The sequence below is a fragment of the Streptomyces sp. NPDC036822 genome (genome assembly GCF_055609145.1).
Map to the genome: position 1 here is coordinate 336140 of NZ_JBVJPY010000004.1, position 25002 is coordinate 361141.

The window sequence follows — 25002 nt, forward strand, 5'->3', positions numbered from 1 at the left end:
ACGGGCGCAGTCCAGGCCTGTTGTCCGGCATACGGACAGCGGACGCCGGTCAACACGCCAGGACGCGCCCGTGGTTTAGACCACGAGCGCGTCGCTGACCAGCAATTATGCTGATGTGGGGGGTGGGTCGGAAGGGGTTAGAAGGTCAGACCCCAGGAGTCGATGTAGCCGGTGTCACCCGAAGCCACATCACGGACCTGAAGCTTCCAGGTGCCGTTGGCGACCTCGCTCGACGCGTCGACCGTGTACGTGGTCAGGACGTTGTCGGCGCTGTCGGAGGAGGAGGACGCCTTCAGGTTGCGCACGGTGCCGTCGGGGGCGATCAGGTCGATGACCAGGTCCCCGCGCCAGGTGTGCTTGATGTCCACGGCGACCTTGAGGGCCGCGGAGGCGTTGCCGGTGCGGCCGGTGACGGCGATCGAGGACGACACGGTGGTGTTGTCGGAGATCGTCACGTCCGCCGCGTTGGTGAAGGTGCCGCCGGACGGAGGCGTCGTGGTGGTGACGGCCTCGATCGTCTTCGCGGCGTCGGCGATGCCGGTTCCGCAGCCGCCGGTGCAGGTGCCGGGCAGCGGGCGGGCGTTGGCCTTGATCGCGGACTCGATCTCGGCCGGGGTGAGGGTGCCCTTGGCCGACTTCAGCAGGGCCGCCAGGCCGGCGATGTGCGGCGCGGCCATCGAGGTGCCCTGGTAGGGCTCGTAGTTCTCGGCCGACTGGGTCGTCGCACCCGAGTTCAGCGTGGAGTAGATGCCGTTCTGGGGCGTGGTCACGGTGCCGGGGGTGTCGGTGCCACGGCGGGTCTCGCCACCCGGGGCCGCGACGTCCACGATGGTGCCGTAGTTCGAGTAGAACGAACGGTTGCCCTCGCGGCTGGTCGACGCCACGGTGATGACGTTGGAGCAGTTGGCGGGGGTGAAGCCGGAGGTGTTGGCGTTGCTGTTGCCCGCGGCGACGACGACGGTGGAGCCGCGCGAGACGGCGCCGTTGATCGCGGTCTGGTAGACGCTCGGGCAGGTGGAGCTGGCCCCGCCGAGGCTCAGGTTGATCACCTTCGCCGGCGTCGGGTTGGCCGTGACGCCCGGCACGGTGCCGCCGGACGCCCAGGTGATCGCGTCGGCGATGTCCGACGAGGAGCCGCCGCACTTGCCGAGCACGCGCACGGGCTGGATCTTCGCGTTGTACGCGATGCCCGCGATGCCCTTGGTGTTGTTGGTGACCGCGCCGATGGTGCCGGCCACGTGGGTGCCGTGCCAGGAGGAGTCGCTCGCCTTGGATCCGACGCCGCACTCGCCGTCGGTGGCGTTCCAGTCGCCCTCGTCCTTGGCGTTCGCGTCGCGGCCGTTGCCGTCACGGGCGTCGGCGGAGGCGGAGATGAAGTCGTAGCCGGAGACGATGTTCGTCGCCAGGTCCGTGTGGGCGGCGTAGCCGGTGTCGATGACGGCCACGGTGACACCGGAGCCGGTCGTCTTGTCCCAGGCGGACGGGACGTTCATGCCGCCGGTGGGCTCGAAGAGGTCCCACTGCTTGGCGTAGTCCGTGTCGTTCGGCGTGACCGCCATGGCGTACGCACGGATGTCGGGCTCGACCGAGGCGACCTGCGGGTCGGCGCGGAAGGCGTCCATGACCTCGGTCACGTCCTGCTTGGTGGCGCTGTCGCCCAGGTCGACGAGCGCGGCGCCGCCGGCCAGGCGGCGCTCGAAGGAGAGGCTCTCGCCGGTCGCGGCGCCCTTGGCGGCCGCGTCGCTCTTCGCGGCGGCGTTGGAACCGGCCTCGGCGGTCTTGGTCTTGTACGTGACGATGACCTTCTCGACCGGAGCGCTGGGCAGCGCGGTCATCGCCTGCGAAGCCGGAGCCGGCTTCGGGGTGGAGACGGCCGGGGAGGCGGCGGACACCCCGGTGGTGGCGGCTGCGGCACCGAGGATCGCGGCACTCGCGACCACCACGGATATGACTCTCCGCGTGGAACTGTTCAAGGTGTTCCCTTTCAAGCACGACGTAGGTGCGGAGCAGTGGCGGCGGCGCGGGGCCTCGGCGCGAAGTGGGGGTCGCGGTCCGCTGCACCCTGGGCTTGGGGGGCCCGTGCGCCGCCACCGGCGCGACGGCCCGGGTCAAGGCCGTCACCGGCGGACACCACCCCCCCTCACCTCATGCACCTGACAGGGCCTGAGCTCCTGCGGGGGGCGTGGATCGGGGGATGGGATCTGCCGGTGCGGCAGACAGTAGGGAACGGGCGGATGAACCCGATACGGGGAAAACCCTTGTCACCCCTCGCAGGGGGGAGGGGGGAGGGTGAGGGGCGGTGCATGGGGGCCCCGTGCGGAGGGAATCACGGCGGGGTGAGAACACGGGGGTACGGGCGGGGTCGGTACCGAGGACGGATGCCCCTCTGGTTACGGGGACTGGTCGTCCTCGCCGCCGGATGGGCCGCCCTCCTCTGTGGTCAGCAGGTCGCCGAGGGGTACGGGGCGACCATGGAGTACCGCGACGCGCCGGTCTGCGCGAACGGGAGCGCGGGCGGGGAAGACGAGGGGTGCGTACGGCGCGTGGCGGGCACGGTCCTCGACCGCCGGACGGGAAGGCGCTGCACGTCCGACGGTTCGAGCGGCGGTACGAGCGGGGGTGTCACGGCCGCCGGCGCGACGATCGGCGGGAGCGGCATGGCCACCGCGGGCGGCAGCACGGGCGGTGCGGTGTCGGGCGGGGTGACGGCCGGAGGCGCGGGAGGCGGCACCACGTGCACCACCTCCTACCACCTCGACGTCGAATGGGACGGCCGCACCGAGTGGCTGGGGGTGGGATCGGAGACGTACGAGGAGGTCAGGGCGGGCGACCGGGCCGAAGTGCGGCTCTGGCGGGGTGAGGTGGTGCGACTGGAAGCGCGCGGTCACACCCACTCCTACGCGCCGTCCTCGCAGAGCGGGGTCCTGCCGTGGCTCGCGCTCGGCTGCCTGGTCCTCGCGGCGGGCGCGTGGGGCGTGGTGAGCGGGCGCCTCTCGGGCCTCATCGCCTTCCCCACCTTCGGCTGGCTGTTCGTGGCCGCCGGGCTCGGATGGCTCGGCTCCCTGGCGCTGTTCGGCGGACCCCTTCTGGCCTGGGGCTTCGCGATCGTGTGGACGGGGTTCGCCGTCTTCTGGACCGTGAGTGCCCGGATCGGGTGAGCGTCAGCCCAGTTCGAGGGTGGTCACCCCGAAGATCCGCTCCTGGGCGACCGGCCTGATCGGCCCGGTGTACATGCGCGCCGTCTCGAACGTCGGCTCCAGACCCCGCTCCCGCGCGAGGCGGGCCGCCGCCGGATTGGCCTCCGGCATGTCGATCGCGATCCGCGGTGAGCCGAAGCCCCGCGCCTCGGCGGCCAAGGCGTCCAGGAGTACGGCGGCGTCGGCGGCGGTGTCCGCGAACAGGGGCCCGATACGCGCCTCCTCCTGGGCCGGCCGCACGACTCCGTACCCCGTCGGACGTCCCCCGACGACCCGGACGAGGGCGCGGTGCCCGGGCGTGGCCAGCCAGGGCGCGAGGAACCGCGGCCGGTCGGCGGGGTGGCAGGCGTCGTCGTACGCGGCGACGGCGGCGGGGTCGACCCGCTCGGCGGGGACCACGTCCGGGGCCGGTGCGGCGGCGGGGACCTCGCCGACGTACCGGGCGGTGCGGTAGGCCGTGGAGAAGCCGGACCGGCGGTAGTTGTCCTGCTGGGCGGGCACGCCGTCGAGGCCCACCGTCCGGTCGCCGGCATGGGCGAGAGCGGCCCGCCACGTCGCCAGACCGTGACCGAGACCGCGCTGGTCGGGGCGGACGAGATAGAAGCCGAGAAAGGCGTAACGGTCGCTGTAGTTGACGACCGAGATCGCCGAGACGGGCTCCCCGTCGACCCGCCCGAGGAAGAAGCCGCCGGGGTCCTGCGCGAAGAACGCCCGCGCGTCGGCGACCCCCGGGTTCCACCCCTCGTCGGCCGCCCAGGCGCGCACCAGCGCCCAGTCGTCGGGCGCGGCGCGGGAGACCCTGAGCGGGCCGTGAGCGGGAGAGGGCATGGGGCGTTCCTTCGGCTGCCTGGTTCCGGGGTGGATCGTCGGGGACCCGACCGCCCCTCGCACGTACGGGCGGTGACGCGGCCGGTCGGATTCCGGGGGAGGGTGACGCGCTCCCGCGAGCGGAAGCGGCCCGATCGTAGCGACGCTTCGGGCCGGACGGGTTCCGCGACGATCGTTTCCGGCCGGGCGCGGAGCCGCCCCGTGAGGCGCCTCAGCCCACCAGTCGCAGCGCCGTCCCCGACACCCCCACCCGTACCGTCTGTCCCCAGGTCAGCTCCAGCGCGTCCGACTCCATCCCGTCGCCGAAGACCACCAGGTGGTCGGACTCCACGGTGAGGCTCAGGGCGTCACCGGCACCCAGGACACCCTCCACGCGTGTCGTGCCCGTGGCCGGGGACGGCCAGGCCTCCCGTACGAACCAGGCGAGGTGGGGGTCGGTCGGGGAGGGCGGGGGCAGTGGGCTCGAACGCTGAAGCAGTAGGGAGCGGAGCCAGCCCGTGGCCCCCGTGCCGGTGCCGACGACGACGCCCGAGGACGCCTGGGGCTCGGGTGCGGGACCGGCCTCCGCGCCCTCGACGAGGAGGGTGTAGCGCGCGGTCTGGTGCCCGGGCGGGCCGACGTAGATCTCGTTGAGCGCGAGAAGCCGCTGGGCGTCGTCGGCGACGGCCTCCACCATCGTCAGCTCCTCGGCGGCCGTCCGGCCGGCCGCCGGCAGCAAAGCCGCCGCGTCCGCCGGCCGGTGGCGTACGAGAACGCCCGGATTGCGCCCCGGATCGGTGTCGATCCCGACGACCGGCTGACCCGTGAGGTACTTCGCCGCGTTGGCCACCAGACCGTCCTGCCCGACCACGACGACCACGTCCTCGGGGCCGAACAGGAAGCGGTCCAGGTCGGCGCGCTCCACCAGGGCCTGCCGCCAGGACAGCGGCACCGCCCCCGAGACCTCCGCCAGCGCCCGTCGAGCCCGCTCGTGCCGCTCCCGCACCTCCTCCACGCCGCGGCCGCGCCCGGCCAGGAAGAAGGCGGCCTGTCCGTGGGTGCCGTGCCGGGCGAGCAACTCCTCGTACTCCGTGGTCCGGTGGACGAGCACGGCCCGGGGGGCCAGGCTCATGACGCGCTCCCGCCGCCCAGCTTCGCGAGCAGGCCGTTCAGCACGTCGGGGGAGACGGTGACGCTCTCGATCCGCGGCAGGTTCTCCGCCGCACGGGTCGCCGCCAGCGCGTGGAGCGTGCCGGTGTCGGCCTCACCGTGGACCCGCAGCCAGGCGGCCTGCGCCTGGGCGCGCGCCTCTCCGACCTCGCGCGCCGCCTCGGCCTCCGCCCGGGCGAGCCGCACCTTTCGTACCGCTTCCGCTTCCGCCCGTACGGCGTCGGCGGCGGCGCTCTCCTCCGCCTCGCGGCGCGCGTTGGTGCCGCGCTGGTCGACGAGCCGCTCCTCCTGGCGGGCCAGCTCGATCTTGCTGGCCAGTTCGTTCTCGGCGATGGTCCGCTCGCGTTCGACCGCGACGGCCCGCCGTTCGTAGGTGGCCCGGTCCGCCTCCTGCTGGATCCGCTCGCGGGCCGGGGTCCGCAGCGCGCGTTCGACCTCCGGTTCCGGCCGGACGGCCACCACCCGTACCGCCACCACCTCCAGGCCGGTGTCCGGCAGCCGGGGTTCGGCGGTGAGCCCGTCCGCGATCCGCTCGCGCACGGCCGACACGCCGTCGACGAGGGCGGCGGCGAGCGGGGTGCGCGCCAGGACGTCGAGGGCGTGCTGCTGGGCGGTCTCGGTGAGGAGCGTGGCGATCTGCTCCAGCGGCGCCCCGCGCCAGGACCCGGTGTCGGGGTCGATCGAGAAGTCGACGCGGGTGGCGGCGGCCTCCGGATCGCTGACGCGGTACGTCACCGTGCACTGCACGCTCACGTCCTGGAAGTCGGCGGTCCTGGCGTGGAACGCCATGGCCAGCTCCCGGTCGTTCACCGGCACTTCGGAGAGCGCGGCGGACAGCGAACGGAACCAGAAACTGAGCCCCGCGCCGTCGTGGACGAGCTGTCCACGACGGTGGTGGCGGATGTGCGCGGTGGGCGCGGAGCGCAGATGGCGCCAACCGGCGCGCCGGGTGATGTCGGCCACAGGATCCCCCTTGTCGTCATTTTGACGATAGTGGACCGGCTCTTTCTCGTCAAGGTGACGAAAGTGGCTGGTCGGAGGGCTCCGGCCGCCGTTGTCGTCGGGGCCGGAGCGCGCCCCGCGCGCACTCCGCCTTGCGGGCAGGGGGAGGTGTCACGGCCGGGCTCTCGTCCATCGGTACGGCTCCTTGTGCCGGGATCGCTCCCGCCGGAGGCCGGCACCTTCCGGAGACTGCCTCGTCGTGTCAGCCGGCGAGGGATGCGGGGGCCGGCACGGAGTCGGCGGGGGAGACGGGGCGGGAGGCCGGGACGGTGTCCCGCCCCGCTGCCCCGGCGCGAGACGCGGGGCGCTCGTCATCGGCGGGCGTCCGGCCCGCCGGGGTGACGAGCACGCGGGAGAGCACGGGTTGGTGTGGGGCCGGGGTGAGCGCTGGGGTACGGGGGCGGGAAGGCGCCGCTTTCGGCGACAGCGGTTGGGCGGCGGGTGACACCCGTGCCGCTCCCGTCGGCACCCGTTCCCGTGCCGGCGCGGCCGCTCCGGTGGTGGCGCCCCCGGCCGTCGTCAGCAGGATCACGCCGCGTGCCGCCACCAGGGACGCGGTGGCCGCGACCAGCCAGCCCCAGCCGCCTGCGCGAAACGTTTCGCCGAGCAGCGCCACGCCGATGACCGCCGCGGCGGCCGGGTTGGAGAGGTTCACCACGGCCAGGGGAGCCGCGAGGCCACCCCGGTAGGCGGCCTGTGAGAGGAGGAGGCCGCCCACGGCGAAGGCGGAGATCAGGAGCGCCACCAGCGCCGTCTGCCACCAGGGGAGGGACCCGCCCGGCAGTTCGAGCGCGAGCGCGGCGGTCAGGGTCTGGGTCAGCGCGGAGGCGACGCCCGAGGCCATCCCGGAGGCGGTGGCGTGACCGAGGCCGCGGACACGGTCCGCGGGCATGTCCCGGGCGGGCCCGACTCCCGCTCCGTGTGCTCCGTACCGCCGGCGTACCCCGCCTGCCCGACCCGACGCGAGGACCGCGATCAGACCGGCGGTCGCCGCCGAGACGATCAGTGCCTCGCGCAGGCTCAGCGCCTCGCCGGGCTCGGCGGGACCGGTGACCGACACCAGTCCGACGAGACCCGCGAGGGTCCAGAACGCCCCGCGCCACTCCGCCCGCGTCACCCGGCGCCGGGCGAGGCGCGCCCCCAGGGGCAGCGCGGCCACCAGCGTCAGCGCGCCGAGCGGCTGGACGAGGGTGAGGGGCCCGTAGTGCAGCGCGGCGACGTGGGCGAGCGCGCCGGCCGCGTTGAGGCCGACCGCCCACCACCACTGGCCGCGCGCCAGCAGCGCGCGCAGAGCGCCGCCGCCGTCGGAGGCCGCGGCGAGGCGGGCCTGGGCGACCGCCGCGAGGGCGTACCCGGCGGCGGAGACGAGGGAGAGGAGCACCGCGAGCACGGTGCCGTCGAGGCCGGTCATCGCAGTGCTCCTGCCGGGCGGTGCGCGACGGTGCGCGCGGGAGGGGCCGGGGTGGCGGGCCGGGATCCCGGGGCCCGCACGGCGGCGAGCGCGAGGGCGAGGAGCGCCGCGGCGGCGAGGGCGTCGAACCAGTAGTGGTTGGCCGTGCCGACGATCACGAGGAGGGTCAGCAGGGGGTGGAGCAGCCACAGCCACCGCAGGCGGCCGCGACCGGCGCCGATCAGGCCGATCGCGACCATCAGCGCCCAGCCGAAGTGGAGCGAAGGCATCGCGGCGAACTGGTTCGCCATCGTGTCCGTCTGCGGCGTCGCGGCGTACACGGAGGGGCCGTAGACCCGCGCGGTGTCGACGAGCCCGGCGGCCGAGAGCATGCGGGGCGGTGCCAGCGGCATCAGCAGGTGCAGCGCGAGCGCGGCGGCCGTGAGGAGGGCGAGGACGCGGCGGGACCAGAGGTAGTGGGCGGGGCGGCGCCAGTAGAGCCAGGCGAGGAAGGCGACCGTGGCCGGGAAGTGCACCGCCGCGTAGTAGGTGTTGGCGACCCGCACGAGGGCGTCGCCGTGCAGGAGCAGCGCCTGCACCGAGGCCTCGCCCGGCAGGTGGACGGCCCGCTCGGCGTCCCACACGCGATCGGCGTTGTGGAAGGCACGGCGCTCGTGGCCGTTGGCGAAGAGCCGGCCGCACTTGTAGAAGACGAAGAGGGCGGTGACGAGCAGCAGTTCGCGGACGAGGGGCGGCCTGGGGGTACCTGGCGTGGCCGTTCCCGGTGACGGGGTCTCCCGCGAGGTCGTTCCCCGCGCCGGGGTCTTCCGTGTGGCCGTTCTCGGTGACGGGGTCTCCCGCGAGGCCGTTCCCCGCGCCGGGGTAGGCGGCGGCCACGGTTCCGCGGGACGTGTCCCGCGTATCCCGGCAGCCATGGCGCGGCCCCTTTTTCCGATCAAACCGTCAACAAACGGGGGAAGTCTAGATCCGATTTCATCGAGACGCAAGCGTCTCGATACGTTTGCGTCTCGATTGTGCACCCCCTACTCTCGTATGTGCAGAGCACGCTCCGGGACGACCGGGAGGAATCGATGTCCACGCAGGCCGCGACCGCCGCAGCCCGCCGTAGCAAGATCACCCCCGAGCGGGAGACGGAGCTGTACGAGGCGGTGATCGGCCTCCTCCGCGAGGGCGGCTACGACGCCGTGACCATGGAGGGCGTCGCCGCCCGCACCAAGTGCGGCAAGGCGACGCTCTACCGGCAGTGGGGCACCAAGCCGCAGCTCGTCACGGCCGCGCTCGCCCACCGCCGCTGCGCGTTCTTCACCGGCATCGACACCGGCTCGCTCGCCGGCGACCTGCGCGAGGCGGCGCGGGCGGCCGGATCCCGCCGGGACCGGGACGTCGAGCTGATGGAGGCCGTCAGCCAGGCCTACACCCGGCATCCGGACCTGCGCGACGCACTGCGCGACACGGTCATCAACCCCGAGGTCGCGGCGCTCGACGCGATGCTGCGGCGCGCGGTCGAGCGCGGCGAGATCGACGCGGACAACCCCGCCGTCGGCTTCGTCGCCCCCTGCTTCCTCGGCATGCTCCGCGTCGAGCGCCTCTTCGAGGAGCGCTTCGCGGACGAGGCGGCGCTGCGGGGCCTGGTGGACGCGGTCCTCCTTCCGGCGCTGCGCGTCGAGGGGTGACCGGCCGCCCCGTCCCGCACCCTGGAGACATGGCCGCCACCACGCCCGGCATCCGCGTCCGCCGGGTCTACGAAACCCCCTCGCCCGACGACGGCGTGCGGATCCTCGTCGACCGCCTCTGGCCGCGCGGCCTCGCCAAGACCGACGCGCGCGTCGATGAATGGCCCAAGGCGCTCACTCCGTCCACCGAGCTACGCCGCTGGTACCACGCCTCCGAGGGCGCGTACGAGGAGTTCCGCGGACGGTACGAGGAGGAGCTCGCCGAGCCCGCCGCCGCCGAGGCGCTCGACCGGGTGCGCGACCTCGCCGGGCGGGGCACGATCACCCTCCTCACCGCCGCCAAGGACCCCTCCGTCAGCCACACTGCCGTCCTGGAGCGCCTGTTGGCCGCGCCGAGCGGCTGACCGTCCACCCCCTTCCGGTCCATCGCCAGGGACCCGGGGCGCCGCGCCGGTCACCATGACCGGAACGGCCTTCCACATCACCCGACCCGCCGCTCCCCACCCGCCATGTCGGCTTCGGCCACCGCACGCCCGGCTGGCTCCCAGCTCGCCCGGGCACAACTCCGGCTCACCCTGGAACGGTTCACCCGCCGCCTGCCGGGCCTGCGGCTCGCGGAGGGCCACGAGGCGGTGATGCGGCCGACCCTCGTCCACCGCTCACCCGAGGCGCCGCGCCTCACCTGGTGAGCAGCCCCGCGGGCGGCCGGAAGAAGCTACTCCGTTCGCAGCCGGGGCGCCTCGGCGGACGCGTCGATCACCTCGCCGGGCCGGTCGGTCCGGTCGGCGAGCACCCGTGCCCATCCCGCGAGGCCGTCCACGTCGACCCCGTACGACCGCGCCCGCGACGCCGGCCCGGGACTCGCGACGCGGTCGGCGCCCCGGCGCAACAGCCGTGCCCCGCCCGGCGCGTTGCCGCGGGCCGCGTGCGTGAGCCCCACCGCGAGCTGCGCCAGCCCTTGCCACAGGTCCCGCTCCTCGGCGGGCCCCGTCTTCCAGGCGTCCTCGAAGACCTCGTGCGCGTGGAACGGCATCCCGGCGTCGAGGAGCCGCTGCGCCTCGGCGAGCGTCTCGGCGGGCGCCCGCGTCAGCCCCTCAGGCTGCCGGGGCACGCCCTCCGCCCCGTACGGCAGGGGCCGCCCCAGCCCGTCACGCGGCCGCGCACTGCGCGCCCGCCCTTCCTCGTCGCGATCCCTCGGCGTCCGGCTCACCCCGCCATTGTGGCCCCCGGGCCCCGCTCCGGCAGCCGCCGCACCCCCACGTGCGCGCCCACCTGCGCCGTCGCCCCACCGCCGCCCGACGCGACGACGACCCCGTGCGCTCACCGGCCCCCCGGAGTGGGGTAAAGTCTGTCTCGCAACGCCCCACCGGGACGATCCGGGCGGGCCGAAGCACCGGGACGTGGCGCAGCTTGGTAGCGCACTTGACTGGGGGTCAAGGGGTCGCAGGTTCAAATCCTGTCGTCCCGACCATGCGGAAACGCTGGTCGGAGGCCGTTCTCTCATCCGTGAGAGGGCGGCCTTTCGTGCGTTCGCGCGTGCGGTGGTCGCGGACCGGAGGCGCGTCGGTCCTCCTGCGTCCGCCCAGGTAGAGGCCCTTGAGGCGCCAAGCGGGCAGGGGTACGGCGCCGAGCGCGGTCGCCCGGTGACCTCCGCCCCGGGACGCGCGGCGTGAGGTGAGCACGGGATTCGAATTCTGTCGAGTGTTGCGTGTGCCTCACTGGTGGGTGCTGTTCAAGGAGAGCTTTCGACGGCCAAGCTGAGCGTCGTGCTCCGGATCATCGCGGGTGCACTTCTGATCGTGTCGGGAACAGGCCGTGTGGGCCGGAGCAGCGAACGGAGAACACTCGTGATCGTCGGAGTCCTCAAGGAAGCGCGGGCGGGTGAGAGTCGCGTCGCGGCCACGCCGGCCACGATCGAACAGATCCGCAAACTGGGGTACGACGTGGTCGTCGCCCCGGGCGCGGGGGTCGCGGCCGGCTTCACCGACGGTGCCTACGAGGCCGCCGGCGCGACCGTCGGCGAGGCGGAGGCCGCCGACGTGGTGCTCGGGGTCAACGCCCCGACGCCCTCCCAGCTGGACCGGGTACGCCCAGAGGCCACCGTGGTCGCGCTGTTCGCGCCGGCCTTCGACCCGGCGATGGTCGAGGACCTGGGCCGGCGTCCCTTCACGGCCCTGTCGATGGACGCCGTGCCGCGCATCAGCCGGGCGCAGTCGATGGACGTGCTGTCGTCCATGGCGAACATCGCCGGCTACCGGGCCGTCATCGAGGCCGCGCACGAGTTCGGGCGCTTCTTCACCGGCCAGGTGACCGCGGCGGGCAAGGTCCCGCCGGCGAAGGTGCTCGTCGCGGGCGCCGGCGTCGCCGGCCTGGCGGCGATCGGTGCGTCCGGCTCGCTCGGCGCGATCGTACGGGCGACCGACCCGCGACCGGAGGTGGCCGACCAGGTTCGCTCGCTGGGCGGCGAGTACCTGTCGATCGAGTCCCCGGAGGTGGAGGTCTCGAAGACCGGCTACGCCAAGGAGATGGGCGACGACTACAAGGCGCGCGAGGTCGAGCTCTACGCCGCGCAGTGCCGCGAGGTCGACATCGTCATCACCACCGCGCTGATCCCGGGCCGTCCCGCGCCGACGCTGATCACCGCCGAGATGGTGGCGAGCATGAAGCCGGGGTCGGTGATCGTCGACATGGCGGCCGCCAACGGCGGCAACGTCGAGGGCACCGTGAAGGGCGAGAAGGCCGTCACCGAGAACGGCGTGACGATCATCGGGTACACCGATCTGGCGGGCAGGCTGCCGGCCCAGGCCTCGCAGCTGTACGGCACGAACCTGGTGAACCTGCTGAAGCTGATGACGCCGGGCAAGGACGGGTCGCTGGTCCTCGACTGGGACGACCCGGTGCAGCGCTCGATCACCGTCGTACGCGCGGGGGAGTCGGCGTGGCCGCCCCCGCCGGTCCAGGTCTCCGCCGCCCCGGCCCCCGCGCCCGCGGCGGCCCCCGCGCAGCCGGCGCCGAAGAAGCAGCCGAAGTCGGCGAAGCAGAAGTTCGGCGGCGTGGCCCTCGGCGCGCTGGCCCTCTTCCTCATGGCCGCGTTCGCCCCGGCGGCGCTGCTGCCCCACGTGACGGTCTTCATCCTGGCGATCGTGATCGGCTACTACGTGATCGGGCACGTGCACCACGCCCTGCACACGCCGTTGATGTCGGTGACGAACGCGATCTCCGGGATCATCGTCGTCGGCGCGCTCCTGCAGATCGGCCACACGAGCACGGCGGTCACGGTGCTCTCGTTCGTCGCGATCCTTCTGGCCAGTATCAACATCTTCGGCGGCTTCGCGGTGACGCGTCGCATGCTCGCCATGTTCAACCGGAGCTGACATGTCTGCGACCCTCGCCGCACAGGCGGCCTACCTCGTTGCCGCGCTGCTATTCATCCTCGCGCTGGCAGGACTCTCCAAGCACGAATCGGCACGGCTCGGCAACGCGTTCGGCATGCTCGGCATGGGCGTCGCGCTCGTCGCGACGGTCGTGCTCGCGCTGGACGGTGACATCAGCGGTGCCGGCCTCGGCCTGATGGCCGGCGCCATGCTGATCGGCGCGCTGATCGGCCTGCAGCGGGCCCGCGGCGTCGAGATGACCGGGATGCCCGAACTGATCGCGCTGCTGCACTCCTTCGTCGGTCTGGCCGCCGTGCTGGTCAGCTGGAACGGCTTCCTCAACGTCGAGCACGACCCGGACGGCCACGAGGCCAAGGCCCTGGACGCGCTCGGCACGCTGGGCATCCACCACGCCGAGGTGTTCATCGGCCTGTTCATCGGCGCGGTCACCTTCACGGGCTCCGTCGTGGCGTACCTGAAGCTCGCCGCCAAGATCGACTCCAAGCCGCTGGTGCTGCCGGGCAAGAACGCCCTCAACCTCGGCTCGCTGGTCCTCTTCCTCGCCCTGACGGTGTGGTTCGTGATCACGCCGGACCTGTGGCTGCTGATCACCGTGACGGTCCTGGCGCTGGCCCTCGGCTGGCACCTGGTGGCCTCGATCGGCGGCGGTGACATGCCGGTCGTCGTCTCGATGCTCAACAGCTACTCCGGCTGGGCGGCGGCGGCCTCCGGCTTCCTGCTCGGCAACGACCTGCTGATCATCACCGGCGCGCTCGTCGGCTCCTCGGGTGCCTACCTGTCCTACATCATGTGCAAGGCGATGAACCGCTCGTTCCTCTCCGTGATCGCCGGCGGCTTCGGCATCGAGGCGCCGTCGGGCTCGGACGTCGACTACGGCGAGCACCAGGAGACCACCGCCCAGGGCGCGGCCGAACTCCTGGGCGCCGCCCGGTCCGTGGTCATCACGCCCGGGTACGGCATGGCCGTCGCCCAGGCCCAGTACCCGGTCGCGGAGCTGACGTCGAAGCTGCGCGCGAGGGGCGTCGACGTACGGTTCGGCATCCACCCCGTCGCCGGCCGCCTGCCCGGCCACATGAACGTCCTCCTCGCCGAGGCCAAGGTGCCGTACGACATCGTGCTCGAAATGGACGAGATCAACGACGACTTCGCCAAGACCGACGTCGTCCTCGTGATCGGCGCCAACGACACCGTCAACCCGGCCGGGGCGGAGGACCCCAGCAGCCCGCTCGCCGGCATGCCGGTCCTCAACGTCTGGGAGGCCGGCAAGGTCATCGTGTTCAAGCGCTCGATGGCCTCCGGATACGCGGGCGTGCAGAACCCGCTGTTCTTCAAGGAGAACACCGCGATGCTCTTCGGTGACGCGAAGGCACGGGTCGAGGACATCGTCGGCGCCCTCTGAGGAGCGCGACGGCCGAGGAACCGCCGGCCCGGCGTGGACGCGGACGTCCACCCGGGCCGGCGGTCCCCGTTCGGGAGCCCTCCGCCCTGCGGGGCCTCGGGGACGGCCCCTCTATCGTTGGCCGGACGGGTGATCCGCACCCCGTACGCCGCGCAGCCCGGGAGTCCGCATGCACCTCTTCGACGTCGAGACCCTGACGGCGGGCCGGTGGCGCAACGGCGGGGGCGCCACGCGGGAGATCGTCTCGTGGCCGGTGGGCGCCGGGGAGTTCCAGTGGCGGGCGAGCGTGGCCGACATCGACCGGGACGGGCCGTTCTCCGCCTTTCCCGGCGTCGACCGGACGTTCACCGTCCTCGCGGGCGACGGCGTGCGCCTGACGGCCCCCGGAGCGTTCGACCGGACGGTGCGAGCGGGGGAGCCCTTCGGCTTCTCCGGTGACCTGGAGCTCACCGCCGAACTGCGGGGCGGGGCCTGCCGGGTGCTCAACCTCATGGTCCGGCGCGGCGTCCGGGCCGCCCGGGTGGACCGCGTCACCGCGCCCGTCGTGCCGCCCGGCGGCCACGCCGGAGTGCTGTACGTGCTGCGCGGCCACTGGCGGACGGATACCGAGGGGCACACCCTGGCCGCGGGGCAGGGTGTGTGGTGGGACGAGCCCCGGGGGCGCGCGGTGGTCGAGGATGGAGATCGCGCAGAGGCCGCGAGGTACGAGCGGGCGAGCACGGCCGACCGTCGACGCACGCTCGAAGCGCCCCGGAGGCGAGCCGAGCCTCCGAAGGACACCGCCTCGGGCCGGGCGGTCACACCGCTCTCGCCCGAAGCCGTCGCCCTGTGGGCGGATGTCGCGCCGGTGAGGTGAGTACGGTGGCCGGGAACGGGATCCGCGCGGCGACGCTCCCGGGCTCGCCCCGGGGCCTCGGCGGCATCCGGCTACAGGCCCGGGCGCCGCGGCCGGCCGCGGCGCCCGCAGCGGTGGTGAACGCCAGGACCGAGGGGAGACAGGCTCCATGCCGAGACGTCGCGTGGTCGTGGTCGGAGCCGGGATAGGCGGCCTCACCGCCGCGGTGGCGCTGCACCGCCGTGGCTGGCACGTCACCGTCTGCGAGAGCGCCCCCGAACCCCCCGTCACCGGTGCCGGTATCGGCCTCGCCCCCAACGCGCTGCGCGCACTGCGCGCCATCGACGTCGACGTCACCCGGGCCACCGGTGGCGCCGTACCCGCCGCCATGGGCGTGCGCCGCTCCGACGGCCGTTGGCTCACCCGGACCCGTACCGCCGACCTGGCGGCGCGCTACGGGATGCCCCCGATCGCCGTCCCGCGCCCGGCGCTCACCGTCGCTCTGGCCGCCGCCCTGCCGGCGCGGGCCCTCCGCTACGCCACCGCCGTGACCGCCGTCGACGACGCCACGGGCCGCCCGGTCGTGCGTACGGAAGCCGGTCCGGACCTGCCCGCCGACGTGGTCGTCGCCGCCGACGGCATCCACAGCCCGCTGCGCCGCGCGTACTTCCCCGCCCACCCCGGTCCGCACTACATCGGCGAGACCGCCTGGCGGGCCCTCGTGGACGCTCCGGACCTGGGCATCGAGGCCATGAGCGAGACCTGGGGGCGCGGCGAGCGGTTCGGCGTCACCCCGCTCTCCGACGGCCGGTTCTACCTCTACGCCACCGCGGTCGTCCCGGCCGGCATGCGGGCGGCCGACGCCCGCGGCGAACTCCGTCGTCGCTTCGGCTCGTGGCACGACCCGATCCCGGCCCTGCTGGACCGCGTCGACCGCCTCGCCCCCGACGACGTCCTGCGGCACGACCTCCACGAGCTGGCCGCCCCGCTCCCGCGCCTGCACCACGGCCGGATCGCCTGGCTCGGCGACGCCGCCCACGCCATGGCCCCGAACCTCGGCCAGGGCGGCTGCCAGGCCATCGAGGACGCGGTGATCCTCGCCCACCTCCTCCCGGCCGGGGACGGCGGCGACGGCCCGGACGGCGTCCCGGCCGCCCTCGCCGCGTACACCGCCGCCCGCCGCGACCGGACCGACGCCGTGCGCGTCCGCGCACGCCGGGTCGGCCGCCTGGGCGCCCTCCGCCACCCGCTCGCCGTGGCCGCCCGCGACCTCGCGGTCCGGGCCACTCCCGACCGGCTGGCCCTGCGTGGCCTGGACGACCTGTTCAACGGCTTCCGGCTTCCCGACCGGCCGGAGGGGTGACGGCCGCCGGAACGGCGCGGCCGACGGGCGAGGGCAGGGCTCCGGTGCGAGGCTGAGGACGTACCGGACCTGCGAAAGGCGCTTGCCATGATCACCACCGACTTCGTACCCGGCTCCCCCTGCTGGCTCGACCTCGGCGCCCCTGACGTCTCCGCCGCCGCGGCCTTCTACGGCGCCGTGCTCGGCTGGGAGTACGAGTCCATGGGGGAGGGGGAGGACATGGAAGGCGGGATGTTCCGCAAGGACGGCAAGATCGTCGCCGGGCTCGGCAAGCTCACCGAGGAGGGGGCGCGCCCGGCCTGGATGATCTACTACAGCGTCGCCGACGCGGACGCCACGACCCAGGCGGTGGAACGGGCGGGCGGCACGGTCCGGGTCGCGCCCCGGGACCTCGACGAGTGGGGCCGGATGGCGCAGTACAGCGACCCGCTGGGAGGCCAGTTCGCCGTCTGGCAGCCGGGGACGGACAAGGGCGTCGAGCTGGTCGACGAACCGGGTTCGCTGTCCTGGACCGAGCTGTACACGACCGACGCCGCCGCCGCGAAGGAGTTCTACGGCGGCGTCCTCGGCTGGCGGTTCGGCGACATGGAGCTGCCCGGCGGCGGGGGCGCGTACGCCCTCATCACCCCGGCAGGACTGCCCGACGAGCGCATGCACGGCGGCCTCATGGAGCTGCCCGCCGACGCCCTCGCCCTCGCGGGCGGGCGGCCGTACTGGCACCCCGTCTTCGCCGTCGCCGACTGCGACGCCACGGTCGCCAAGGTGACCGAGAACGGCGGCACCGTGCAGATGGGTCCGGATGACGCGGAAGGCGTCGGCCGTCTGGCCGTCTGCCTCGACCCGTCGAACGCGGACTTCGTCGTCCTGACGCCGTCCGCCGGCTGAGCGGGGCCACCGGTCCGCCGCGTCCCGTCCCGCGGGCCGGTCGCGGCTCCCGCCGTCGCCGGCCATCCGATCCGGACCGGACCGGGGTGTGAGTGCCTTGAGCCGGGGGCTTCCCCCGGCCGAGAGCCCGAGAGGTGGGAGGCACGGAGCGGAGGGGGCTTCGGTGGCCAATGGCCCGGTCGAGGGGCGCGGGAGCGGCATCGAAGGGGGGCGAAGACTGCCGGGGTCCGGCAGTGAACCGACGTGCGGTGCGGTGGAACGATGCACGGGACGGCGGGACCTGAGCCGGTGCGGCCGTAGGGCGGAGCCGTACGAGGGCTCCGGCGGGGGAAGGGGGCGGACACATGGGGTGGTTTCTGGGTCTCGGCATCGCCGGGCTCGTACTGCTCGCTCTCTCCCTGCTCTTCGACGGTGTCCTGGACGGGCTCCTCGACGGCGTCGGGGGAGGGCCGGACGGCTTCCTGTCGTTGCCGGTGGCCGCCGGGTTCGTGTCGGCGCTCGGCTTCACGGGGGCGATCACGAAGGGGGTCACCGGCGCGGGCGCGGGGATCGCCACCGGTGCGGGCGCGGTGGCCGGGTGCGTCGTCGCCTGGCTGACCTGGAGGCTAGGCCGGGCGCTGATGCGTGACGGCGCCCCCGCGCCGCGGAGCGAGGACCTGGCCGGGGCTCCGGGGGCGGTGGTCACCGCGATCCCCGCCGACGGGTACGGCGAGGTGTTGCTCCACCTGGCCGGCCAGCCGGTGAAGTACGCCGCGAAGTCCGCCCTCCCGGTCTCCCGGGGCACCGAGGTGTGGGTCGAGAGCCTGCTGTCCCCCACGTCGGTGCTCGTCCGCGCCGTCGAACGCTGACACCCGCGGCGCTGTCTCGCGTCGCCGCCGCGCCGTCGAACGCCCTTGGCCGCAGGCCTTGTTCGCGGCGGCGGACGGCAAGTCCCGGCGTCTGCCGCTTCGACGTGTGCCCGTTCGCCCGGCGAACAGCGCCCGCCCCGTCCGAACCACGCTCGAAGTCAAGGGAGTTGATTGTCATGGGCCCCGTCCTCACCGCTGTGGTGGGCATCGTCGTCCTCGTCGTCCTGCTCGCCCTCGTCGTCGTGACGCGCTACAAGGTCGCCGGGCCCAGCGAGGCGTTCATCATCACCGGCCGGCGGGGGAAGAAGGCCACCGACCCGGCCACGGGACGCGTCTTCACCGACAACAGCGGCCAGAAGGTCGTGGTCGGCGGCGGTGTCTTCGTCGTGCCGTTCGTCCAGCAGAAGTTCACCCTCGACCTCTCCAGCCGCCATATCCCGGTCGCGGTCCGGGGCGCGGTCACGCTGCGCGGGGTCAAGGCGAACCTCGAAGGCGTCGCGATCGTCAAGGTCGGTGGCACCGAGGACTCGATCCGCGCCGCCGCCCAGCGGTTCCTGATGCAGCAGGACGGCATCGTCGGCTTCACCCAGGAGGTGCTCTCCGGCGCCCTGCGCTCCATCGTGGGCCGGATGTCGGTCGAGGACGTCATCCGTGACCGCGCCGCGTTCGCCGGACAGGTCGCGGAGGAGGCGGAGGCCAGCCTGTCGGGGCAGGGCCTGGTCCTGGACGCCTTCCAGATCCAGGACATCACCACCGAGGGTTCGTACCTGGAGGACCTCGGCAGGCCGGAGGCCGCCCGCGCCCGGCAGGAGGCCGACATCGCGGAGGCCGTCGCCCGCCGCGCGTCCGAACAGGCCAGGCTGAAGGCCGAGGAGGAGATCGCGATCGCCCAGCGGACCCTCTACCTGAAGCAGGCCGAGATCAAGGCGCAGACGGACGAGGCCGCCGCCCAGGCCAACGCCGCCGGTCCGCTCGCCGAGGCCGCCCGGCAGCAGGAGGTCCTCGCCGAGCAGGAGAAGGTCGCCGGACGGCAGGCCGCGCTCACCGACCGGCAGCTCGACACGCAGGTGCGCAAGCCCGCGGACGCGGCCCGCTACCGCGCCGAGCAGGAGGCCGAGGCCCGCCGCATCGCCCTGGTCAAGGAGGCCGAGGCCGACGCCGAACGCTCGCGGCTGACCGGTGAGGGACAGAAGGCGCACCGCGCCGCGCTCGCCGACGCCGTACGCATCGAGGGGGAGGCCCAGGCCGCCGCCACCGCGGCCAGGGGCGCCGCCGAGGCCGAGGCGATGCGCGCGAAGGCCGACGCCTACGCCCGGTACGGCGACGCGGCCGTCCTCCAGATGCTCGTCGAGGTCCTGCCCCAGGTCGTCGCGAAGGCCGCCGAACCGCTGGCCGCCATCGACAAGTTGACCGTCATCTCCACCGACGGCGCCGGCCGGCTCTCCCGTACGGTCACCGACAACGTCGCCCAGGGCATGGAACTCCTCGGCTCCGCCACCGGAGTCGACCTCGCCGCCCTGCTTGAGGGGCTCACCCGGAAGCACCAGCCGGCGGCCGGCGGCACGCCGGTCGAGATCACCGACGAGACGGACCACCGACGGGACGGATCGACGGGCCGATGGGCCGGCGAGTCCGCGGTGCGCTGACCAGAGGGGGGAAGCATGCTGCCGCTCACGTATCGGAGCCAGGGCGAGGATACGGGCGCGGGCCTGGCCGGCCACATGGTCGTCTGCGGGGACGACGGCCTCGCGCACCGGCTCGCCGCCGAGTTACGGGACGTCTACCGCGAGCGGGTCGTCCTCGTCGTGCCCCACGGTCCCGCCGAGCCGCGGCCCGCCGCCCTCGGCCGGGCGGCCGGGCTGGTGGTACGGCTCGGCGCGGCCGCGAGACGGTCCGGCGGCCCGGCGCCGTACGACACGAGCGTCCGTACGGCGCGGCCGCCGGCCCCTCCGTCGCCGGGCGGGCCGCCGCCCCTGGAGGAGCTGTCCTCGGACGCCCCGACCGAGGCGGCGCTCCTGCGGGCCGGTGTGGACCGGGCCGCGGCGCTGGCCCTGCTGTACGAGGACGACGAGACCAACCTCCGGGCCGCGCTCGCCGCCCGCCGTCTCAGTCCGCGGCTGCGGCTCGTGGTCCGGATGTACAACCGCAAGCTGGGACAGCACATGGAGGAACTGCTCGACCAGGCGGCCCTCGTGGCGATGCCGGGGACGGACAGGACGGTCCTGGACGCCTCCACGACCGTGCTCTCTGACGCGGACACGGCGGCGCCCGCCCTTGCCGCCACCGCCGTCGCCGGCACGAGCAAGGTCGTCCAGGCCGACGGACTGCTCCTGCGGGCGGTGGAGCGCAGGCCGCCCGCCCGGGGTGAGACTCCCGACCCGGGGCTGTGCACCCTCGCCCTCCTCTCGTCCACCACCGCCGACCCGGCGGGCGCCGAGGGCTCCGACTCCAGCGGGCCCCAGGGCCCGCAACTGCTCCCGGACGACCGGGCGGTGCGCGGCGCGGCCGATCGGGGAAGCGTCGTCCTGGAGGCGGTCCGGCACGCCGGTCCCGTCCTGCCGAGCCGGCGGCTCGCCCGACGGGGCGCTCCCTGGAGCGAACTCGCCTCCAGCCGCCTGGCGCGGGCCCTCGCGGGGATCGCCGCCTCGGTGCTCGCGCTGACCGTGGCTACCACGGTCGCCACCGACGCGGACCCCGTCCACGCGGTGTACCTCACCCTGCTGGACCTGTTCTCGATCAACGATCCGGCCGTCGACGCGTCGACCACCCGCCAGGTCCTCCAGCTCCTGTCGGGGCTCGTCGGCCTGGCGCTGCTGCCGCTGCTCGTCGCGGGGGCCCTGGAGACCCTCGGGACCCTCCGCTCGGCGGGCGCCCTGCGCCGCCCGCCGCGAGGGCTCTCGGACCACGTCGTCCTGCTCGGCCTCGGCAGGATCGGTACGCGCGTGCTGGCCCGGCTGCGCGAACTCGACATCCCGGTGGTGTGCGTGGAGGAGGACCCCGAGGCTCGGGGCATCCCGACCGCCCGCCGCCTGGGCGTGCCCGTCGTCCTCGGCGACGTCACGGAGGAGGGCGTCCTGGCATCCGCCAAGGTGCACCGGGCCCATGCGCTGCTGGCGCTCACCAGCTCCGACACCACGAATCTGGAGGCCACGCTCCACGCGCGCACCGTGAAGGCCGACCTGCGGGTCGCGCTGCGGCTGTACGACGACGACTTCGCCACCGCCGTCCACCGCACCCTGCGCACCGCCCACCCCGACGGGCTCACCCGAAGCCGCAGCGTCACCCACCTCGCCGCTCCCGCCTTCGCCGCGGCCATGATGGGCCGTCAGATACTGGGCGCCATCCCGGTCGAACGCCGGGTCCTGCTCGTCGCCGCCCTGCCGGTCGCCGGCAGCCCCCGGTTCGAGGGCCGCACGATCGCCGAGGCGTTCCGCCCGGGCGCCTGGCGCGTCCTCGCACTCGACACCGCCACCCCCACGGCCCGCCGCCCCGACCTCGCGACCACCCCGGGCGAAGGCGCACACCCCCACCTCCTCTGGGACCTCCACCCCGGCTACGTCCTGCGTCCCGAGGACCGCATCGTCATCGCGGCGACCCGCCGCGGCCTCGCCGAACTGCGCGGCTCTCCGCCTCTGCCCTGAACCGGCCGGGCCGGCCCGTCCGTCGAGCCGGTACGCTCCGCCATGCGTACGGCCGGGGCGCGGCCCGCCTCCGCCGTACGCCGTACGGTAGGGGCGTCGGCCCGCGCGGCGTCCGCGCTCCATCGGAGTCGGCCCTCCGCCCAGCCGCGCCGGTACCGCCGACGTCCGCGCGTCGCGGCCCCCGCCCCGTCCGGCCGCTCGCCCCGAGCCGACCTCGTCCGACCCGACCGACCCCGCCCGGCCCGACCGGGCATCGAGCCCCGCCCACGAAGCCCGCCGCCCCTGGAGGGGACGCAACCGTGCACGACACGCCCGCCGAGTTCCTCGACGGCTATCCGGAGATACTGGCCGACGCCTCCGCCACCGGTCGCCGGCTCACCCGCGACGAGCTCGCCTCCCGCCGCGCGCTGGGCGCCCGGGCCGCCGAGCGGGGACTCGCCTGGCGCGTCCTGGTCCGCGAGCACCTCGCCGCAGGACGTGCCTGCTGGCCCGCCTCCGCCACCCCCGACAGTGTCCTGGCCGTCATGGAGCAGGCCGTCGACGCCTTCGCCGACGGGTACGAGCACGCCCAGCGTCGTGTCATCCGGCAGGAGGAGGCCGCCCGGCGGGAGTTCATCGACGACCTCCTCCACGGCCGCGGCGACCCGGGTCACCTCGCCGCCCGGGCCGAGCGGTTCGGCCTGCGGCTGTCCCGCGCCCACGCGGTCGCCGTCGCCGAAGGCCCCGCCAAGTACGACGAGACCGACCCCGTCCCCCGCCGGGTGGAGAGCGCCCTGTTCGCGCGCTTCGAGAACCGCCGCATCCTCTTCACCACGAAGGACGGACGCATGGTGTGCATCGCCCCTGGCGACCAGGAGGACGTCCTCACCCACTTCGCCAAGCACGCCCACGCGGCCACCGACGGGGGACAGGTCGCCATCGGCCGTCCCCGGCCCGGTGCCGTCGGTATCGGCCACAGCTACGAGGAGGCCCTCAACGCCCTCGACGTGGCCCAGCGCATGGGCTACGAACAGCCCTTGCTCCGCGCCGCCGACCTTCTGGTCTTCCCCGTGCTCGCCCGGGACCGGCAGGCCCTCGTCGACCTCGTGCGCAGCACCCTCAGCCCCTTGGAGGCGGCGCGTGGCGGGCCCCGGCCGCTCCTCGACACCCTGACGGAGTACTTCGCCACGGGCTGCGTGGCCGCCGAAGCGGCCCGTCGGCTGTCGTTGAGCGTCCGGGCGGTGACGTACCGGCTGGAACGCGTCCGCACCCTGACGGGCGCTGATCCGGCCGATCCCATGCACCGCTACACCCTCCAGACGGCGGTCATCGGCGCCCGCCTGCTCGACTGGCCCGAAAGACCCTTGTGAGGACGGCTGGTGACGCGGCACCACCGACGGGCCCGGTGGCGGGGGTCGGCTCAGCCGGGTGTCGTCGGCACCCCGGCGGGCGAGGGGTCGAGGTGGTGGTGGACGCGGCGCAGGAGGGAGGAGAGGGTGTCGCGTTCCTCCGGGGTGAGGGGGGCGAGGAGTTCGTCGTCGGCCGTGGCGATGTCCGCGTTGAGCTCGGCCAGCGCGGACCGGCCGGAGGGAGTGAGCCGGACCACCACGCGGCGGCGGTCGTCGGGGTCCCGGTCGCAGTCGACGTGACCGGTCGTGACGAGGTCGTTGACGATCTTCACGAGGTCACTCGCGTTCATGTCGAGGCGCGCGGCGAGGACGGTCTTCGCCTGGGGTCCCAGGTCGGCGAGGATCGCGAGGACGGTGAGGTGCCAGAGGCGTAACCCGCGGGAGGTCAGCTTGTCCTGGAGCCTGCGTCGCGCGGCCTTGCCGATCGCGTACATGAGGTAGGCGTTGAGGCCGAGCACACTGGGCGGGGTCATGCTCATGGAGGGCGGCCCGGAGACCGGCACGCGTTCCGGGGCCGTGCCCTCGGGGGCGAGGGGCGGGGTGGTGAGCGTCAGGGTCAGGTCGGCGCCCGCGAGGGATCGGAAGACCTGCGCCCAGTCGGTCGGCATGTTCGAAATGCCGACGACGGCGAACCGCGCGCCGGACGGGTCGTGCGCTGTTCCGGAGATGACCGGCTGATCCATCGCTTTCCTCACTGTTCAGATGTCACAGATGCGTCCTGGTTAGGTTTGCCTAACCTAACTTTGACCGAAGATGCCGGCCCGTCCCGGGACCGTCCGGGCGGGCCGGTGTGCGGGGGACCGGTCGTCAGGGACGACTGGTCAGGTAGCCGCCCATGGAGGTGAAGTACTCCGTCGCGGGCAGTTCCCGGCCGTCCTCGGTGCGCACGCGGGTGATCGCGAGACCGTGGTTGCGGCCGGTGCGGGCGTCGGCGCCGGCGACGATCACCACGCCCTCGCCCTCGCGGTAGAAGACGCGCCCCGGGGTGCCGCCGTAACGTCCCTGCGAGACCACCGCGGACACGATCTCGATCCGCTTGCCCTTGTGGAAGGCGAAGGCGCTCGGGTACGGGGCGGACTGGGCGCGCACCAGTCGCTCCAGGACCTCGGCGGGCCACTCCCAGTTGATCCGGATGTCCTCCTCGGCGCGCTTGTGGAAGAAGGTGGCCTGCGACCGGTCCTGCCGGGTGAACTCGGTCTGTCCGGAGGCGATCAGGTCGAGGGCGCCGATGGTCACCGGGGCGATGAGGTCGACCGTCTTGTGAAACAGGTCGGTGGCCGTGTCCGTCCCCTCGACCGCGACCGCGCGCTGCATGACGATGTCGCCGGCGTCGAGCTCCTCGTCCATCATGTGGGCGGTGACGCCGACTTCGGGCTCGCCGTTGATGAGCGCCCAGATCAGCGGCGAGAATCCGGCGTACTTGGGGAGCAGCGAGTCGTGGATGTTCAGCGTGCCGTGCCTCGGCAGGGTGTAGATGCGCGGGGGGATCCATGTACGCCAGTTGTTGGCGACGATGATGTCCGCGTCGGCCTCCTTGAGCTGCTGGAACAGCTCCTCGTCGTCGGGCCGGTTGCGGATGATGACCGGGACGCCGTGCTCCTCGGCCAGATCGGCGACGGAGTCGCTCCAGATCTTCTCGTAGGCGTGCTCGCTCTTCGGGTGCGTCACGACCGTCACCACGTCGTGCTCGGAGTCCAGGAGCGCCTGCAGGGTGCGATGGCCCCAGGTCTGATAACCGAACATGACGACCCGCATGGAGGTTCCTCCTCAGAAAAGCGACTGACCGGCGTCAAGTAAAGCAAGCCTTACCTAAGGATGCAACGACCCATCATTTGTGGCCCAGTTGACGGGGGTGACGGGCCTCGTGTCCGTTTTGCCCCGTCGACAGTAGGGCCAGATCAGGTTAGCTTTACCTAAGTTCCGCTCGGCAGTGCCGACTTACCGGCGTGCTCGGGCTCCGCCGTTCCCCACGCCTGACAGCCGCGCCT

Annotated in this window: 22 protein-coding genes and 1 tRNA gene; 14 read left to right on the forward strand and 9 right to left on the reverse strand. The window is 73.8% G+C overall.

Translation table 11 applies throughout. The features are described from left to right. Window positions 1–137 precede the first annotated feature (137 nt). Window positions 138–1835: a S8 family serine peptidase gene (locus ACZ68P_RS12135; RefSeq protein WP_471005607.1), complete on the reverse strand. Its 1698-nt coding sequence runs from the start codon at window positions 1833–1835 to the stop codon at window positions 138–140. Between the two features lie 543 nt (window positions 1836–2378). On the opposite strand from ACZ68P_RS12135, the gene ACZ68P_RS12140 reads away from it, so the two are divergent. Then, entirely contained in the window at window positions 2379–3158 is a 780-nt protein-coding gene (locus tag ACZ68P_RS12140) for a hypothetical protein (protein WP_471005284.1), read from the forward strand. 3 nt (window positions 3159–3161) lie between these two features. On the opposite strand, the gene ACZ68P_RS12145 is transcribed toward ACZ68P_RS12140, so the two are convergent. The 5 genes from ACZ68P_RS12145 to ACZ68P_RS12165 all read right to left on the reverse strand — a co-directional run bounded on the left by ACZ68P_RS12145 (window position 3162) and on the right by ACZ68P_RS12165 (window position 8501). After that, window positions 3162–4025, reverse strand: coding sequence for a GNAT family N-acetyltransferase (locus ACZ68P_RS12145; protein WP_471005285.1), 864 nt, complete (start codon window positions 4023–4025; stop codon window positions 3162–3164). A 211-nt stretch (window positions 4026–4236) separates the two neighbouring features. Continuing rightward, window positions 4237–5136 (reverse strand): hypothetical protein, encoded by a 900-nt coding sequence (locus ACZ68P_RS12150; RefSeq protein WP_471005286.1) that lies wholly within the window; start codon window positions 5134–5136, stop codon window positions 4237–4239. Further along, window positions 5133–6137: an SPFH domain-containing protein gene (locus ACZ68P_RS12155; RefSeq protein WP_365721418.1), complete on the reverse strand. Its 1005-nt coding sequence runs from the start codon at window positions 6135–6137 to the stop codon at window positions 5133–5135. Before ACZ68P_RS12155 ends, ACZ68P_RS12150 begins: the two co-directional genes overlap by 4 nt. Before the next feature lie 241 nt (window positions 6138–6378). After that, window positions 6379–7587: a DMT family transporter gene (locus ACZ68P_RS12160; RefSeq protein ID WP_471005287.1), complete on the reverse strand. Its 1209-nt coding sequence runs from the start codon at window positions 7585–7587 to the stop codon at window positions 6379–6381. Further along, the gene (locus ACZ68P_RS12165; protein ID WP_471005288.1) at window positions 7584–8501 is read right to left on the reverse strand and encodes a phosphatase PAP2 family protein; all 918 of its coding nucleotides are present in this window, start codon (window positions 8499–8501) and stop codon (window positions 7584–7586) included. The genes ACZ68P_RS12160 and ACZ68P_RS12165 overlap by 4 nt, the downstream gene beginning before the upstream one ends. Window positions 8502–8657: 156 nt before the next feature. On the opposite strand from ACZ68P_RS12165, the gene ACZ68P_RS12170 reads away from it, so the two are divergent. The 3 genes from ACZ68P_RS12170 to ACZ68P_RS12180 all read left to right on the forward strand — a co-directional run bounded on the left by ACZ68P_RS12170 (window position 8658) and on the right by ACZ68P_RS12180 (window position 9949). Next, window positions 8658–9260: a TetR/AcrR family transcriptional regulator gene (locus tag ACZ68P_RS12170; protein ID WP_471005609.1), complete on the forward strand. Its 603-nt coding sequence runs from the start codon at window positions 8658–8660 to the stop codon at window positions 9258–9260. A gap of 29 nt (window positions 9261–9289) precedes the next feature. Continuing rightward, on the forward strand, window positions 9290–9664 hold the full coding sequence (locus ACZ68P_RS12175) for a DUF488 domain-containing protein (RefSeq protein WP_471005289.1): 375 nt from the start codon (window positions 9290–9292) through the stop codon (window positions 9662–9664). A 105-nt stretch (window positions 9665–9769) separates the two neighbouring features. Further along, window positions 9770–9949 carry a hypothetical protein gene (locus ACZ68P_RS12180; protein ID WP_471005290.1) on the forward strand — a complete coding sequence of 60 codons (180 nt, stop codon included), beginning with the start codon at window positions 9770–9772 and terminating at the stop codon, window positions 9947–9949. A 26-nt stretch (window positions 9950–9975) separates the two neighbouring features. Here the strand turns inward: ACZ68P_RS12180 and ACZ68P_RS12185 are convergent, their stop codons facing one another. Further along, the gene (locus tag ACZ68P_RS12185) at window positions 9976–10470 is read right to left on the reverse strand and encodes a DUF309 domain-containing protein (protein ID WP_471005291.1); all 495 of its coding nucleotides are present in this window, start codon (window positions 10468–10470) and stop codon (window positions 9976–9978) included. 184 nt (window positions 10471–10654) lie between these two features. Here ACZ68P_RS12185 and ACZ68P_RS12190 point away from each other — a divergent pair. The 10 genes from ACZ68P_RS12190 to ACZ68P_RS12235 all read left to right on the forward strand — a co-directional run bounded on the left by ACZ68P_RS12190 (window position 10655) and on the right by ACZ68P_RS12235 (window position 22975). Continuing rightward, a tRNA-Pro gene (locus ACZ68P_RS12190) sits at window positions 10655–10731 on the forward strand. A 376-nt stretch (window positions 10732–11107) separates the two neighbouring features. Further along, window positions 11108–12634, forward strand: coding sequence for a Re/Si-specific NAD(P)(+) transhydrogenase subunit alpha (locus tag ACZ68P_RS12195; protein WP_471005292.1), 1527 nt, complete (start codon window positions 11108–11110; stop codon window positions 12632–12634). A gap of 1 nt (window position 12635) precedes the next feature. Next, entirely contained in the window at window positions 12636–14054 is a 1419-nt protein-coding gene (gene pntB / locus ACZ68P_RS12200) for a Re/Si-specific NAD(P)(+) transhydrogenase subunit beta (protein ID WP_471005293.1), read from the forward strand. Between the two features lie 169 nt (window positions 14055–14223). Beyond that, complete coding sequence (locus ACZ68P_RS12205) at window positions 14224–14910, forward strand: HutD/Ves family protein (protein WP_471005294.1); 687 nt, start codon at window positions 14224–14226, stop codon at window positions 14908–14910. A gap of 148 nt (window positions 14911–15058) precedes the next feature. Beyond that, window positions 15059–16252 carry an FAD-dependent oxidoreductase gene (locus tag ACZ68P_RS12210; RefSeq protein WP_471005295.1) on the forward strand — a complete coding sequence of 398 codons (1194 nt, stop codon included), beginning with the start codon at window positions 15059–15061 and terminating at the stop codon, window positions 16250–16252. An 87-nt stretch (window positions 16253–16339) separates the two neighbouring features. Further along, the gene (locus ACZ68P_RS12215; RefSeq protein ID WP_471005296.1) at window positions 16340–17137 is read left to right on the forward strand and encodes a VOC family protein; all 798 of its coding nucleotides are present in this window, start codon (window positions 16340–16342) and stop codon (window positions 17135–17137) included. Between the two features lie 344 nt (window positions 17138–17481). After that, the gene (locus tag ACZ68P_RS12220) at window positions 17482–17985 is read left to right on the forward strand and encodes a hypothetical protein (RefSeq protein ID WP_471005297.1); all 504 of its coding nucleotides are present in this window, start codon (window positions 17482–17484) and stop codon (window positions 17983–17985) included. Window positions 17986–18161: 176 nt separating this feature from the next. Continuing rightward, window positions 18162–19631 carry a flotillin family protein gene (locus ACZ68P_RS12225; RefSeq protein ID WP_471005298.1) on the forward strand — a complete coding sequence of 490 codons (1470 nt, stop codon included), beginning with the start codon at window positions 18162–18164 and terminating at the stop codon, window positions 19629–19631. Between the two features lie 15 nt (window positions 19632–19646). Then, a complete protein-coding gene (locus tag ACZ68P_RS12230; RefSeq protein ID WP_471005299.1) occupies window positions 19647–21626 on the forward strand; it encodes a potassium channel family protein in 1980 nt (659 codons plus the stop codon). A gap of 299 nt (window positions 21627–21925) precedes the next feature. Beyond that, the gene (locus ACZ68P_RS12235) at window positions 21926–22975 is read left to right on the forward strand and encodes a PucR family transcriptional regulator (RefSeq protein ID WP_471005300.1); all 1050 of its coding nucleotides are present in this window, start codon (window positions 21926–21928) and stop codon (window positions 22973–22975) included. 50 nt (window positions 22976–23025) lie between these two features. On the opposite strand, the gene ACZ68P_RS12240 is transcribed toward ACZ68P_RS12235, so the two are convergent. Then, window positions 23026–23697 carry a MarR family winged helix-turn-helix transcriptional regulator gene (locus ACZ68P_RS12240; protein ID WP_471005301.1) on the reverse strand — a complete coding sequence of 224 codons (672 nt, stop codon included), beginning with the start codon at window positions 23695–23697 and terminating at the stop codon, window positions 23026–23028. Window positions 23698–23821: 124 nt separating this feature from the next. Further along, window positions 23822–24769: a methionyl-tRNA formyltransferase gene (locus ACZ68P_RS12245; protein ID WP_471005302.1), complete on the reverse strand. Its 948-nt coding sequence runs from the start codon at window positions 24767–24769 to the stop codon at window positions 23822–23824. Window positions 24770–25002 lie beyond the last annotated feature (233 nt).

Bases quoted from the DNA above. Each gene is read 5' to 3' on its own strand.
- ACZ68P_RS12135 (WP_471005607.1), bottom strand. From the start codon at position 1,835: ATGACCGCGCTGCCCAGCGCTCCGGTCGAGAAGGTCATCGTCACGTAC.
- ACZ68P_RS12140 (WP_471005284.1), top strand. From the start codon at position 2,379: ATGCCCCTCTGGTTACGGGGACTGGTCGTCCTCGCCGCCGGATGGGCC.
- ACZ68P_RS12145 (WP_471005285.1), bottom strand. From the start codon at position 4,025: ATGCCCTCTCCCGCTCACGGCCCGCTCAGGGTCTCCCGCGCCGCGCCC.
- ACZ68P_RS12150 (WP_471005286.1), bottom strand. From the start codon at position 5,136: ATGAGCCTGGCCCCCCGGGCCGTGCTCGTCCACCGGACCACGGAGTAC.
- ACZ68P_RS12160 (WP_471005287.1), bottom strand. From the start codon at position 7,587: ATGACCGGCCTCGACGGCACCGTGCTCGCGGTGCTCCTCTCCCTCGTC.
- ACZ68P_RS12165 (WP_471005288.1), bottom strand. From the start codon at position 8,501: ATGGCTGCCGGGATACGCGGGACACGTCCCGCGGAACCGTGGCCGCCG.
- ACZ68P_RS12170 (WP_471005609.1), top strand. From the start codon at position 8,658: ATGTCCACGCAGGCCGCGACCGCCGCAGCCCGCCGTAGCAAGATCACC.
- ACZ68P_RS12175 (WP_471005289.1), top strand. From the start codon at position 9,290: ATGGCCGCCACCACGCCCGGCATCCGCGTCCGCCGGGTCTACGAAACC.
- ACZ68P_RS12180 (WP_471005290.1), top strand. From the start codon at position 9,770: ATGTCGGCTTCGGCCACCGCACGCCCGGCTGGCTCCCAGCTCGCCCGG.
- pntB (WP_471005293.1), top strand. From the start codon at position 12,636: ATGTCTGCGACCCTCGCCGCACAGGCGGCCTACCTCGTTGCCGCGCTG.
- ACZ68P_RS12205 (WP_471005294.1), top strand. From the start codon at position 14,224: ATGCACCTCTTCGACGTCGAGACCCTGACGGCGGGCCGGTGGCGCAAC.
- ACZ68P_RS12210 (WP_471005295.1), top strand. From the start codon at position 15,059: ATGCCGAGACGTCGCGTGGTCGTGGTCGGAGCCGGGATAGGCGGCCTC.
- ACZ68P_RS12215 (WP_471005296.1), top strand. From the start codon at position 16,340: ATGATCACCACCGACTTCGTACCCGGCTCCCCCTGCTGGCTCGACCTC.
- ACZ68P_RS12220 (WP_471005297.1), top strand. From the start codon at position 17,482: ATGGGGTGGTTTCTGGGTCTCGGCATCGCCGGGCTCGTACTGCTCGCT.
- ACZ68P_RS12225 (WP_471005298.1), top strand. From the start codon at position 18,162: ATGGGCCCCGTCCTCACCGCTGTGGTGGGCATCGTCGTCCTCGTCGTC.
- ACZ68P_RS12230 (WP_471005299.1), top strand. From the start codon at position 19,647: ATGCTGCCGCTCACGTATCGGAGCCAGGGCGAGGATACGGGCGCGGGC.
- ACZ68P_RS12240 (WP_471005301.1), bottom strand. From the start codon at position 23,697: ATGGATCAGCCGGTCATCTCCGGAACAGCGCACGACCCGTCCGGCGCG.
- ACZ68P_RS12245 (WP_471005302.1), bottom strand. From the start codon at position 24,769: ATGCGGGTCGTCATGTTCGGTTATCAGACCTGGGGCCATCGCACCCTG.